11 protein-coding genes are annotated in these 11553 nt (G+C 65.7%); 4 read left to right on the forward strand and 7 right to left on the reverse strand.

Annotated features, from left to right (window positions below):
* Positions 1-111: 111 nt before the first annotated feature.
* Entirely contained in the window at positions 112-1806 is a 1695-nt protein-coding gene (locus DYQ94_RS15320; RefSeq protein WP_126966636.1) for a proline--tRNA ligase, read from the reverse strand.
* 114 nt (positions 1807-1920) lie between these two features.
* On the reverse strand, positions 1921-2322 hold the full coding sequence (locus tag DYQ94_RS15325; RefSeq protein WP_104626241.1) for a DUF4124 domain-containing protein: 402 nt from the start codon (positions 2320-2322) through the stop codon (positions 1921-1923).
* Between the two features lie 120 nt (positions 2323-2442).
* Here DYQ94_RS15325 and pssA point away from each other — a divergent pair, with 120 nt between their 5' ends.
* The 3 genes from pssA to rimI are packed head-to-tail and all read left to right on the forward strand — an operon-like array spanning position 2443 to position 4162.
* Entirely contained in the window at positions 2443-3216 is a 774-nt protein-coding gene (pssA, locus tag DYQ94_RS15330) for a CDP-diacylglycerol--serine O-phosphatidyltransferase (RefSeq protein WP_016902892.1), read from the forward strand.
* Positions 3213-3683: an alanine acetyltransferase gene (locus DYQ94_RS15335; RefSeq protein WP_046344356.1), complete on the forward strand. Its 471-nt coding sequence runs from the start codon at positions 3213-3215 to the stop codon at positions 3681-3683. The genes pssA and DYQ94_RS15335 overlap by 4 nt, the downstream gene beginning before the upstream one ends.
* Positions 3680-4162, forward strand: a complete 483-nt coding sequence (gene rimI, locus DYQ94_RS15340) for a ribosomal protein S18-alanine N-acetyltransferase (RefSeq protein WP_024939133.1) — start codon at positions 3680-3682, stop codon at positions 4160-4162. The genes DYQ94_RS15335 and rimI overlap by 4 nt, the downstream gene beginning before the upstream one ends.
* 168 nt (positions 4163-4330) lie before the next feature.
* On the opposite strand, the gene DYQ94_RS15345 is transcribed toward rimI, so the two are convergent.
* Complete coding sequence (locus tag DYQ94_RS15345) at positions 4331-4540, reverse strand: hypothetical protein (protein WP_160954894.1); 210 nt, start codon at positions 4538-4540, stop codon at positions 4331-4333.
* 421 nt (positions 4541-4961) lie between these two features.
* On the opposite strand from DYQ94_RS15345, the gene DYQ94_RS15350 reads away from it, so the two are divergent.
* Positions 4962-6095, forward strand: a complete 1134-nt coding sequence (locus DYQ94_RS15350) for a pectate lyase family protein (RefSeq protein ID WP_024939132.1) — start codon at positions 4962-4964, stop codon at positions 6093-6095.
* An 85-nt stretch (positions 6096-6180) separates the two neighbouring features.
* Here the strand turns inward: DYQ94_RS15350 and DYQ94_RS15355 are convergent, their stop codons facing one another.
* The 4 genes from DYQ94_RS15355 to DYQ94_RS15370 all read right to left on the reverse strand — a co-directional run bounded on the left by DYQ94_RS15355 (position 6181) and on the right by DYQ94_RS15370 (position 11491).
* Positions 6181-9015 carry a valine--tRNA ligase gene (locus tag DYQ94_RS15355; protein ID WP_126966637.1) on the reverse strand — a complete coding sequence of 945 codons (2835 nt, stop codon included), beginning with the start codon at positions 9013-9015 and terminating at the stop codon, positions 6181-6183.
* Positions 9016-9222: 207 nt separating this feature from the next.
* A complete protein-coding gene (locus DYQ94_RS15360) occupies positions 9223-9648 on the reverse strand; it encodes a DNA polymerase III subunit chi (protein ID WP_016902887.1) in 426 nt (141 codons plus the stop codon).
* The gene (locus DYQ94_RS15365) at positions 9648-10019 is read right to left on the reverse strand and encodes a hypothetical protein (protein WP_184429090.1); all 372 of its coding nucleotides are present in this window, start codon (positions 10017-10019) and stop codon (positions 9648-9650) included. Before DYQ94_RS15365 ends, DYQ94_RS15360 begins: the two co-directional genes overlap by 1 nt.
* Positions 10019-11491, reverse strand: a complete 1473-nt coding sequence (locus DYQ94_RS15370) for a leucyl aminopeptidase (RefSeq protein WP_126966638.1) — start codon at positions 11489-11491, stop codon at positions 10019-10021. Before DYQ94_RS15370 ends, DYQ94_RS15365 begins: the two co-directional genes overlap by 1 nt.
* Positions 11492-11553 lie beyond the last annotated feature (62 nt).

The raw sequence follows: 11553 nt of genomic DNA on the forward strand, positions 1-11553 counted from the left end.
CGGTCCGTGGCAGCGCTGGCCATCATAATGTCAGAAAACCCGGGTGACAAATGCGCCGAAATACTCCGGCGCATTGTGTTCATCTAATCGAAGTAGTTTCGGGTGATTTGATCAACGACCCAGGCGGGAGAATAATCCGGCCTTATCCAGGTTTTCTGCTGCTTCCGCAGTACGGGCACGATATTCAAAGGTACCGGCGACCAATCCGCGTTCGGAGACCACCACCCGATGCGGAATGCCCAGCAGTTCCATATCGGCAAACATCGCACCCGGGCGCAGGCCACGATCGTCCAGCGCCGCTTCAATGCCTGCGTCAAGCAATTCGTCCAGCAATGCCTGAGCGGCGGCAACCACCTGCGCATCCTGCTTGGGGTTGATGATGCAGACCACCACCTGCCACGGTGCCATCGGCGCGGGCCAGACGATGCCGGCATCGTCGTGATTCTGCTCGATCGCCGCGGCCACGATGCGCGATATGCCGATGCCGTAGCAGCCCATCTTCATCACTGCGGGCTTGCCGTTCTCGTCGATCACGGTGGCCTGCAATGCCTGCGCATACTGGCTGCCGAGCTGGAACACATGCCCCACCTCGATGCCGCGGGCCAGCCGCAGCTCGCCGCCGTCGGCCGCACGTTCGCCGTCGATGACGTTGCGCACATCGGCAACGGTTTCCGGTTCCGGCAGGTCGCGGCCCCAGTTGACGCCCACCAGGTGCACGCCGGGCACATTGGCGCCGACCACGAAATCGGCCAGCGCCGCGACATCGCGATCTGCCACCACGCGCACCGGGCGGGCGGTATTGATCGGACCCAGAAAGCCCGGCTCGCAGCCGAGGTGGTCGCGGATTTCGGTTTCGTTGGCCAGGCGGTAACCAGCCAGGCCGGCGACCTTGCCAAGCTTGATCTCGTTGACGGCATGATCGCCGCGCACCAGCACCAGCACGAAGCCGGCTTCGGTCATCACCGCCACCGACTTGACCGTGCGCTGCAGCGCGATGCCCAGCAACTGGGCGACGTCTTCGCAGGTCTTCTGGGTGGGCGTTGCGACCTGGCGCATTGCCTCGCCAGCCGCAGCGCGCGGGGCGGGCAGGGCGGCGCTGGCGGTTTCCACGTTGGCGGCGTAATCGGAGCCGGTGGAAAATGCCAGCGAGTCCTCGCCGGAGGCGGCGATGACGTGGAATTCCTGCGAGGCGTCGCCGCCGATGGCGCCGGAGTCGGCCTGCACGGCGCGGAATTCCAGCCCCAACCGGGTAAAGATGCGGGTATAGGCCGCGCGCATGTTGTCGTATTCGCGCGCCATGTCGGCATCGGTGAGATGGAAGGAATAGGCATCCTTCATCAGGAATTCGCGCGCGCGCATCACCCCGAAGCGCGGGCGGATCTCATCGCGGAACTTGGTCTGGATCTGGTAGAAGTTCATCGGCAGCTGCTTGTAGCTGTTGATCTCCTGGCGCGCGAATTCGGCCGCGGCCTCTTCGGCGGTCGGGCTGTAGCAGAACTCCTGCTCCTTGCGATCCTTGATCTTGAGCAACTGCCCGCCGAACTTCTCCCAACGGCCGGTGGCGTCCCACAGCTCGCGCGGCTGGATGGTGGGGAACAGCACTTCCACCGCCCCGGCGCGGTTCATTTCCTCGCGCACGATGGCCTCGACCTTGCGCAGCACGCGCAGACCCAGTGGCGACCAGGTGTACAGCCCGGAGGCCAGCTTGCGGATCATGCCCGCGCGCAGCATCAGACGGTGGCTGACCAGCTCGGCGTCGGCCGGGGTTTCCTTGGTGGTGTGCAGGTGGAACTGGGAAAGACGCATCGGGCTTCGCTTGGGCGGAAAGCCCATAGTTTGCCAGTCTCGCGCCCTGCCGGTCAGGGGCACCGGCCGATCGGCCGGATGCCGGGACCGGTATGTGGCCGGTCCCGGGCCGGCTCAGGTGGCCGGATTGCCGCTCGCTGCCGGCTTGCAATAGGCCTTGGCGGCCGCCTCGGCGAGATTGCGCTGCGCCGCGCGCGCGTCCGGGTCCAGCGGGGTGCCGGGCTTGCCGTCGGCGCCGGCGCCCATGGTGACCTCGCCCTTGCCGCTGAGCAGTTCCAGGTTGCGGCGCGCGGTCAGGCAGTCGGCCGATTCGGGCGTGGTGGTTTCCGGCGCGGCGATGGCGGCGGTGCCGCTGCGCGCATCGATCCGGCGCGCTTCGTAGCGCTGGCCGGCCGGTGGCGGGGTTTCGGTGTAGTGGGTGACGCCCCTGGCGTCCTTCCATTTATACAGATCGGTCGCGCCGGCGGCGGCGCTGGCCAGCATCAGCAGGGCGCAAAGCCCGGACGACAGGTGCATGTGGCTTCCCCTGGATGATTCCCGCGGCGATTGCAGCATCCGCGGCCCGCGCTGGCAAGTGACGCTGCAGGCGCACAGGCGCGCTACCGCCGGACGGACCTCAGGCCCTACACTTGCCGGATGGATGAGATGAGACCGCCCCCGCGCTCGCGCACGATTTACCTGCTGCCGAACCTGTTCACCACCGCCGGGCTGTTTTCCGGTTTCTACGCCATCATCGCCGCCGCCAATGGGCAATTCGTCCAGGCCGCCATGGCGGTGTTCGTGGCCGCGGTGATGGACGGGCTGGACGGCCGGGTCGCGCGCCTGACCAATACCAGCAGCGAATTCGGCGTGCAGTACGACTCGCTGGCCGACCTGGTCAGCTTCGGCATGGCCCCGGCGTTGGTGATGTACCACTGGTCGCTGTCGGCATTGAAGTACGACAGCAACGTGATGGGTCGGGTCGGCTGGTCGGCCGCCTTTCTGTATGCGGCCTGCGCGGCGCTGCGGCTGGCGCGCTTCAACACGCAGGTCGGCGTGGTCGACAAGCGCTGGTTCATCGGCCTGGCCAGCCCGGCGGCCGCCGGCCTGATGATGTCCTTCGTCTGGGCCTTTGCCGACGATAGCCTGGGCTTCGACGGCGAGCAGCTGCGTTACCTGGCGCTGGCGGTCACCGTGGTGGCGGCCTTGCTGATGGTCAGCCGGATCCGGTTCTGGAGTTTCAAGGGCGGCGCGCGTGGTCCGCGCGCCGACCGTGTGCCGTTCCTGGCGCTGGCGATCGCCACGGTGGTGATCGCGTTGCTGGTGATCGATCTGGCCCGTTCGCTGCTGGTGATCGGCGTGCTGTATGCGCTGTCCGGCCCGGTGATGTGGCTGTGGCGGCGCTGGCGGCGCACGCCCGAGCTGCCATGAGTCAATTGGCCTCCGAGCCGATGTGGTCCGATCTGCAGGTGTCGTATCTGCAGGCGTTGGGGCACACCGTGTATCTGGACCGCGACGCCGTGGACGCGGCGGCGCCTGACGAGACGAGCGAGCATGCGCCGGCGGCGGCTGCACCGTCACGCGTGGAGCGCGCGCCGTCGATGCCGCCACCCGCGGCACCGCCTGTGGTCCGGCGCAGCGCACCCGCTGCGCCGGCCGACGCGCCGTCTGCGGTCACGACTGCGCCATCGGCAGCGCCGCAGCGGCGCAGCCGGGTCGGCATGCCCGATCGCCTGCAGATGGCATTGCTGCGCGCCTCCGGCTGCAATCCAGGCGATCCGAATACCCAGGCCTTGATGGCATCCTGGCCGCTGGCCGAGTTGCGCGGCAACCCGGCGGCCAAGCGCGCGCTGTGGCCGCAACTGCGTGCGCTGCGGCGGCGTCGGGATCCGGCATGAGCGCCTTGAACGTGCCGCTGCCCACCTCACTACGCGCCATGCGCGAGAGCGATCTGGATGTGGTGATGGAGATCGAACACCGCGCCTATCCGTTTCCGTGGACGCGCAGCATCTTTCGCGACTGCCTGCAGGCGGGCTATCCGGGCTGGGTGATGGAGCAGGGCGGGCAGGTCATTGGCTACGGGGTGATCAGCATCGCCGCCGACGAAGCGCACGTGCTCAATGTCTGCATCGCACCGGAGGCGCAATCCCAGGGGCATGGCCGGGTGCTGTTGCGCGCGCTGATCAAGGGCGCCTGCGATCGCGGCGCGCGGCGGGCGTTTCTGGAAGTGCGCCCGTCCAACCCGTCGGCGATTGCGCTGTATCACTCCGAAGGCTTCAATGAAATCGGACGGCGCCCACGCTATTACCCCTCCAACACCGGCCGCGAAGATGCGTTGGTGATGGCGATCGAGTTGTCTTTCGAAGGGTTTTCCTGAGCGGCATCGGCGGTTGCTGATGGGAGCGTTCGCGCACGTCCGGTTGGCACTGTCAGCCACTCACCTGACAGGCGCCGCGCGTTTGCCTTGGTAGGGGCCTGACGACCCGCAGATATTCCGCCCGGCGCTTGCGTCGCGGGCGAACAATTGCGCCGGTACTGCGCTGCCTCACGGCAGCTGCGGCTTCGTCGTTACAGCAGACGATCGGGTAAACAGGCAATCGCCGATGCCGTGAGCAACGCCCTTGCGCGTCACTGCAATCGATCGCAGCAAGGCTGCACATCGTTCCTGACGCACCGCGTGCGTCGGCTGCTCGCGCGCCGCCATCTGGCATGACACGCTCGCACACATCATGGTGATTCTTTCGCCATCTTGCATTTCTCTTTTCGGTGACGTGACCGGTTGCGTCCTCGCATGCGAGATGCCGCTCGAAGGCGCTAGAGCGCATTGCAACCAATGTGCGCGTCAAAAAAAACATGCAGGTCTGTGAGCGTGGTGGCACACCGTGCTGACCCGTACCCGTGTGTACTGCGCTGCAGATCATGCTGCACTGCAGTGTCCTCGCGACTGTCTCCACGTGTCTTGATTACAGCGTTTTGTCTTCTCTTGCGTGTCCCGCAACCGTTTGCGTGACTGCGCGTGCACATCGATGCATCGGCTAGATACAAGCCATTGCGATGCTCCTAGTATCGGCGTCGCGGAACTGAACATTACAGAGATGAAAAGTATGTTCCGCGCCTGCTAGACGAGGGGTGTGCCGCCGCGCGGCGCATCGAACCCATTCGAGGGAGACATCAAGATGAAGCCGAAATTTTCAACGGCGGCCGCCGCGTCGCTGTTTGTCGGGTCGTTGCTGGTCGTTGGCGTTGCCTGCGCCGATCCTGCACTGGAAGTTGCAACCACTGGTTGGGCAACCCAGAACGGGGGAACCAAGGGCGGCTCCAAGGCGGCCGCTGCCAACATCTACACGGTCAAGACTGCCGCCGAGCTGAAGAGCGCGCTGAAAGCCAGCGTGGGCAGCAACGGGCGCATCATCAAGATCAGCGGCATCATCGATGTCAGTGAGGGCAAGCCGTACACCACGACCTCGGATATGAAGAGCCGCGCGCGGCTGGACATCCCGACCAAGACCACGCTGATCGGCATCACCAGCAACGCGGAAATTCGCGAAGGCTATTTCTACGTCAAGGCCAACGACGTCATCATCCGCAACATCACCATCGAAAATCCATGGGATCCGGAGCCGGTCTGGGACCCGGATGACGGCAGTGCCGGCAACTGGAATTCCGAGTACGACGGCCTCACGGTCGAGGGTGCGACCAATGTGTGGGTGGACCATGTCACCTTCACCGATGGTCGCCGCACCGACGATCAGAACGGCACCGCCAACGGGCGCCCCAAGCAGCATCACGACGGTGCGATGGACGTCAAGAAGGGCGCCAACTTCGTCACCATTTCCTACTCGGCGTTCAAGTCGCACGAGAAGAACGACCTGATCGGCTCCAGCGACAGCGCCTCCAGCACCGACAGCGGCAAGCTCAAGGTGACCATCCACAACACCTTGTTCGAGAACATTTCCGCACGCGCGCCGCGGGTGCGCTTCGGCCAGGTGCACCTGTACAACAACTACCACGTCGGCAGCACCAGCAATAAGGTCTACCCGTTCTCGCACGCGCACGGCGTGGGCAAGGAGTCCAAGATCTTCTCCGAGCGCAACGTGTTCGACATCAGTGGGGTGAGCAGCTGCGACAAGATTGCGGCCGATTACGGCGGCAGCGTGTACCGCGACCAGGGCTCGCTGCTCAACGGCAAGGCACTGACCTGCTCGTGGAATAGCAACATCGGTTGGACCCCGCCGTACACCTATAGCCTGCTGTCGGCCGACAAGGTCGCTGCGGACGTCAAGGCAAAAGCCGGCGCAGGCAAGCTGTAAGGCGTCTGCCACATGCAACGCATGCAGCGTTGCATCTGTTTCCGCAACGCCCGCAACACTGCGGGCGTTGTGCGTTTTGGCGGCGTTAGATCTTGGCGCGTTGCTCGCGCAGGCCGGTCAGCTGCGTGGTCCAGTCGTTCAGGCGCGCACGCTCCTGTTCGACCACCACGGCCGGTGCGTTCTGCACGAAGGTGGCGTTGCCCAGCTTGCCATTGCACTTGCCGATCTCGGCTTCCACGCGCTTGATTTCCTTGTCCAGGCGCGTGCGTTCGGCATCCATGTCGACCAGGCCTTCCAGCGGCACCAGCAGGGTCAGCTCACCGACGATGGCCGTGGCCGACGGCGGGGTGTCCTGGCCGGCCTCCAGCCAGTCGATCGCTTCGAGCTTGAGCAGGAACGACAGCTGCGAGGCAAAGCGGCCAATACGGGTGCGATCGTCGGCAGTGCCGGCCTGCAGCAGCAGGCGAACCTGTTTGGACGGCGGTACGTTCAACTCGCTGCGCACACGACGCAGTGCCGACACCATCGACTTCAGCCATTCGACATCGGCCTCTGCGCCGGCGTAGCTGGCGGTATCGATATCGCCTGCCTGCGGGAATGCCTGCAACGAGATCGTGGCGGCGGTGATGCCCAGGCGCGGTGCGACCTGCTGCCACAGTTCTTCGGTGACGAATGGGGTAAGCGGGTGCAGCAGGCGCAATAACGCTTCGAGCACGTAGAGCAGGGTGTGCCGCGTGCTGGCGGCAGCTTCGCTGTCCTGGCCATTGAGCGCGGGCTTGGCCAGTTCGACGAACCAGTCGCAGAACGCATTCCAGGCGAACTCGTACAGCGATTGCGCGAGCAGATCGAAGCGGTAGTTGGCGTAGTGCGCGTGGGTTTCGGCAGTGACCTTGTCCAGGCGCGCCAGAATCCATTGCTCGGCTTCGGTGCGCGGCTGCGGCACGCCGGCAAAGCGCGCGCCCTCGGTATTCATCAACACAAAGCGCGTGGCATTCCACAGCTTGTTGCAGAAATTCTTGTAGCCTTCGGCGCGGCCGAGATCGAACTTGATGTCGCGGCCGTGCGTGGCGAGTGCGGCGATGGTGAAGCGCAGCGCGTCTGCACCGTGGGCGATGATGCCGTCCGGGAATTCCTTGCGCGTGGCCTTTTCGATCTTCTCGGCCATGCGCGGCTGCATCAGCCCGTGGGTGCGCTTGGCCACCAGGTCTTCGATGCTGATGCCGTCGATGATGTCCAGCGGATCGAGCACGTTGCCCTTGGACTTGGACATCTTCTGGCCCTGCGCATCGCGAATCAGGCCGGTGATGTAGACATCGCGGAACGGCACCTGGCCGGTGAAGCTGTCGGTGGCCATGATCATGCGCGCCACCCAGAAGAAGATGATGTCGAAGCCGGTGACCAGCACCGACGACGGCAGGTAGCGCTCGAAGCCGCGCTCGGCCATCGCGTTCGCATCCGGCCAGCCCAGCGTGGAGAACGGCCACAGTTGCGAGGAGAACCAGGTTTCCAGCACGTCACTGTCCTGGTGCAGCGCGACGTCGGCGCCCAGGCCGTGTTTCGCGCGCACCTCGGCTTCGTCGTGGCCGACATAGCACTTGCCTGCCTCGTCGAACCACGCCGGGATGCGATGGCCCCACCACAGCTGACGGCTGATGCACCAGTCCTGGATGTTCTCCATCCAGTGGCGATAGGTGTTGATCCAGTTCGGCGGCACGAATTTGACCTGGCCGCTTTCGACCAGCTCCAGGCCGCGCCTGGCCAGCGCGTCCATCTTCACGAACCACTGGTCGGTCAGATAGGGCTCGATCACCTGGCCGGTGCGGTCGCCGCGCGGCACCTGCAGCTTGTGCGGCTTGGTTTCGACCAATACGCCCAGGTCTTCCAGTTCCGACAGCACCAGCTTACGTGCGTCATAACGATCCAGGCCGCGATAACGCTCCGGCGCATTCTCGTTGATGGTGGCGGTGACGGTGAACAGATTGATCAGCGGCAGGTCATGTCGCACGCCCACCTGGTAATCGTTGAAGTCATGCGCAGGCGTGACCTTGACCACGCCGGTGCCGAAGGCGCGGTCGACATAATCGTCGGTGATCACTGGCACCTGCCGGCCGGTCAGCGGCAGCACGATGCGGGCGCTGTGCAGCGTGGCGTAGCGCGGATCTTCCGGATGCACCATCACTGCGGTATCGCCCAGCATTGTTTCCGGGCGCGTGGTGGCGACCACCAGGTAATCGCGGGTTTCGCGCAGCGTCTCGACGCCGTCGGCATCGTGTTCGACGTGCTCGTAGGTCACGCCATCGGCCAGCGGGTAGCGGATCGACCACAGGAAGCCGTCTTCTTCGACGTTTTCCACTTCCAGGTCGGAGATCGCGGTCTTCAGCACCGGGTCCCAGTTGACCAGGCGCTGGCCGCGATAGATCAGGCCCTGCTCGTACCAGCGCACGAAGGCTTCGTTGACCGCGGCCGACGGCTGCGGGTCCATGGTGAAGGTGCTGCGCGACCAGTCGCTGGAGGTGCCCAGCCGGCGCATCTGGCGCTCGATGGTGTCGCCGGACTCGGCCTTCCATTCCCACACCTTGGCGATGAAGCCATCGCGCCCCAGCGAGTCGCGTGTTTTGCCGTTGCCTTCCAGGGCCAGGTTGCGCGACACCACCATCTCGGTGGCGATGCCGGCGTGGTCGGTGCCCACCTGCCACAGCGTGTCGAAGCCGCGCATGCGGTGATAACGCACCAACGCGTCCATCAGTGTCTGCTGGAACGCATGGCCCATGTGCAGCGTCCCGGTCACATTCGGCGGCGGCAGCAGCACGGTATACGGCTCACCCTTGCCGGACGGCACGAAATAACCGGCCGCCTCCCACTGCGCGTACAGGCGCGATTCGAAGGAAGAGGGTTCGTAGCTGGAGGCGAGGGTGGTCATAGAGAGGCGGCGATTCGTTGTTCGGGATTCGGGATTGGTTGCGTCATGGGGCCGGCGAGAAGCGCTGGCAATCCACTCATCAACGTCAGCGGTGGTGCGGTGGAGCGAAGATCGGCTATTGGGGATTCGTCATTGGATGCAGCCCTGGGATGCGCAAAAGAGTTGCTTTTACCAATCCCCAATCCCGACTCCCCAATCCCCGCCCTCTCACATGTCGTATTTGGTCAGTTCCAGGCCCAGGGCCTTGTACTGCTTCCAGCGCTCGCGCAGCGGTTCGCGGGCGGCGGGGTCGGCCGGGACGACTTCCAGTACGCGGTCGCAGGCACCCAGGTAGGGGTCGTCGCGCAGGTTGATCACCAGCGGGCGCGAGGGGGCATCGAACTCCGGCGCGGCGATCAGCACCGGCGCCAGCTCGTCTTCCTCGTCGGTGCCGGCAATCTGGTGCGGGATGTAGGCCTCGTCGTCGAATGCCCACAGCAGGTCGTCCAGTGCCTCGGCCTGCGCGGCGTCGCGCGCCAGGATCAGCGTGGACAGGTTGGCGTCGTTGGCCTTGCGCGCTAGCTCGCAGACCAGCCGCAGCGGTTCGTTGAGGAAGCGCGGTTTGGCGATCAGGTAGAAGTCGGCACGGGGCATCAGGCGGTCACAAAGCGGGAGGAGAGCAAGAATTCGGTGGCCATGCCGGCGGCCACGAACAGGGCAGCAAAGCCGAGCACGGCCAACAGCAGGCCGCCGAATGCACGCAGGTGGCGCCCCGGCGGGCGCGAACGGTACAGATACACCGGCAGGAACAGCACGGCGAACGCCACGATGCCGATATTCATCCAGGCCGGCCGGCGGTAGCCGAGCCGGCGGCTGTCGGCCGCCAGCCAGACAAACAACAGCACAATCTGCATGACGATCCAGAGCAGGTCGATGCCGGGGTTGGTCCAGCCCGGCACCGCGCTGGCTGCTCCGTTCACAACGGAGAAGCCGGCAATCAGCGCCAGTGCAGCGCGTGGCGACATCAGGCCGCGCGGTCCAGCAACCACTGGGTCAGCAGCCCCACCGGGCGGCCGGTGGCCATGCCGCGCTTGCCTTCGTCGCTGGCGACGCCGGCGATGTCCAGATGCGCCCAGCGCTGGTTCTCGGTGAAGCGCGACAGGAAGCAGCCGGCGGTGATCGCGCCGCCCCAGCGGCCGCCGATGTTGTAGACGTCGGCGAAGGTGGAATCCAGCAGGCCCTGGTACTCGTCCCACAGCGGCAGGCGCCAGGCGCGGTCGAACACGTGCTCGCCGGCGGCCAGCAGTTCGTTGGCGAGGTCGTCGTGCTTGCTCATCAGGCCGGCGGTCTGGTGGCCCAGCGCCACCATGCAGGCGCCGGTCAGCGTGGCCACGTCCACCAATGCTTCGGGGTTGAAGCGCTCGGCGTAGGTCAGCGCATCGCACAGGATCAGGCGGCCTTCGGCGTCGGTGTTGCCGACCTCGATGGTCTTGCCGGACATGCTGGTGATCACGTCGGAGGGGCGGTAGGCATTGCCGTCGATGGCGTTCTCCACCGCCGGCACCACCACCACCAGGTTGATCGGCAGCTCTGCCTTGACGGTGGCCACGAAGGTGCCGATGACGTTGGCGCCGCCGCACATGTCGTACTTCATTTCCTCGATGCCGCCCTGCGTCTTGAGGTTGACGCCGCCGGTGTCGAAGGTGATGCCCTTGCCGACCAGTACGTACGGACGCGCGTCGCCGCCGCCGTTCCACTTCAGCACGATCAGCCGCGGGCGGTTGGCCGAGCCACGCGCCACCGACAGCAGCGAGCCCATGCCGAGCGACTCCATCTGCGTCTCGTCCAGGATCTCGGCCTCGGCGCCGGGGAACTTGCCGGCGAACGCGGCGGCGGTCTCGGCCAGATAGGCCGGGGTGCAGTAATTCGGCGGCAGGTTGCCCAGCTCGCGGGCGAACTCCACGCCCTCGGCGGTGGCCACGCCCACGGCCAGTGCGCGGGCGTCGTCGCCGGCGATCGCCAGCGTGGTCAGGCCGGTCTCGTCGACCTTCTTCTTGCCCAGCGTGGCGGTGTAACGGTAAGCGGCGTGGTCGCTGACGATGATGGCCTGGCGGATGTTCCAGGCGCTGTCGCGCGCCTTGACCGGCAATTCGGTCAGGGTGAGCAGGGCGGTGCCGACCGGGCCGGTCTTCAGCGCGCGGGTCGCATCGCCCACCGCCTTGAGGTACGGCGCCACGCCGAACTTGCCGGCTTCGCCCAGGCCGACCACCAGCACGCGCGGGGCGGCGACGCCGGGCAGGTCGTACAGCAGGCTGGTGCTGCCGGTCTTGGCAGCCACATCGCCGCGTGCCACCAGGGCCGTCAGACGGCCCTGGCTGGCGCTATCGAGTGCCTGGGCAGCGGGCGACAGGGTCTTGTCGGCGAACACGCCAACCACGATGCAGTCGACGGCGGCGCTTGCCGGCGCGTCTTGGTTCAGGGTGAATTGCAGGGCCATTGATCAGATTCCGTAGGCAAATCCGTACAATCGCGGGCTGTTTACGCCAACCGGACTAGGCT

Origin of the sequence: Xanthomonas sp. LMG 8993, assembly GCF_009835065.2 — a bacterium.
GTDB classification, from domain to species: domain Bacteria; phylum Pseudomonadota; class Gammaproteobacteria; order Xanthomonadales; family Xanthomonadaceae; genus Xanthomonas; species Xanthomonas arboricola.

Bases quoted from the DNA above. Each gene is read 5' to 3' on its own strand.
- DYQ94_RS15320 (WP_126966636.1), bottom strand. From the start codon at position 1,806: ATGCGTCTTTCCCAGTTCCACCTGCACACCACCAAGGAAACCCCGGCC.
- DYQ94_RS15325 (WP_104626241.1), bottom strand. From the start codon at position 2,322: ATGCACCTGTCGTCCGGGCTTTGCGCCCTGCTGATGCTGGCCAGCGCC.
- pssA (WP_016902892.1), top strand. From the start codon at position 2,443: ATGGATGAGATGAGACCGCCCCCGCGCTCGCGCACGATTTACCTGCTG.
- DYQ94_RS15335 (WP_046344356.1), top strand. From the start codon at position 3,213: ATGAGTCAATTGGCCTCCGAGCCGATGTGGTCCGATCTGCAGGTGTCG.
- rimI (WP_024939133.1), top strand. From the start codon at position 3,680: ATGAGCGCCTTGAACGTGCCGCTGCCCACCTCACTACGCGCCATGCGC.
- DYQ94_RS15345 (WP_160954894.1), bottom strand. From the start codon at position 4,540: ATGCAAGATGGCGAAAGAATCACCATGATGTGTGCGAGCGTGTCATGC.
- DYQ94_RS15350 (WP_024939132.1), top strand. From the start codon at position 4,962: ATGAAGCCGAAATTTTCAACGGCGGCCGCCGCGTCGCTGTTTGTCGGG.
- DYQ94_RS15355 (WP_126966637.1), bottom strand. From the start codon at position 9,015: ATGACCACCCTCGCCTCCAGCTACGAACCCTCTTCCTTCGAATCGCGC.
- DYQ94_RS15360 (WP_016902887.1), bottom strand. From the start codon at position 9,648: ATGCCCCGTGCCGACTTCTACCTGATCGCCAAACCGCGCTTCCTCAAC.
- DYQ94_RS15365 (WP_184429090.1), bottom strand. From the start codon at position 10,019: ATGTCGCCACGCGCTGCACTGGCGCTGATTGCCGGCTTCTCCGTTGTG.
- DYQ94_RS15370 (WP_126966638.1), bottom strand. From the start codon at position 11,491: ATGGCCCTGCAATTCACCCTGAACCAAGACGCGCCGGCAAGCGCCGCC.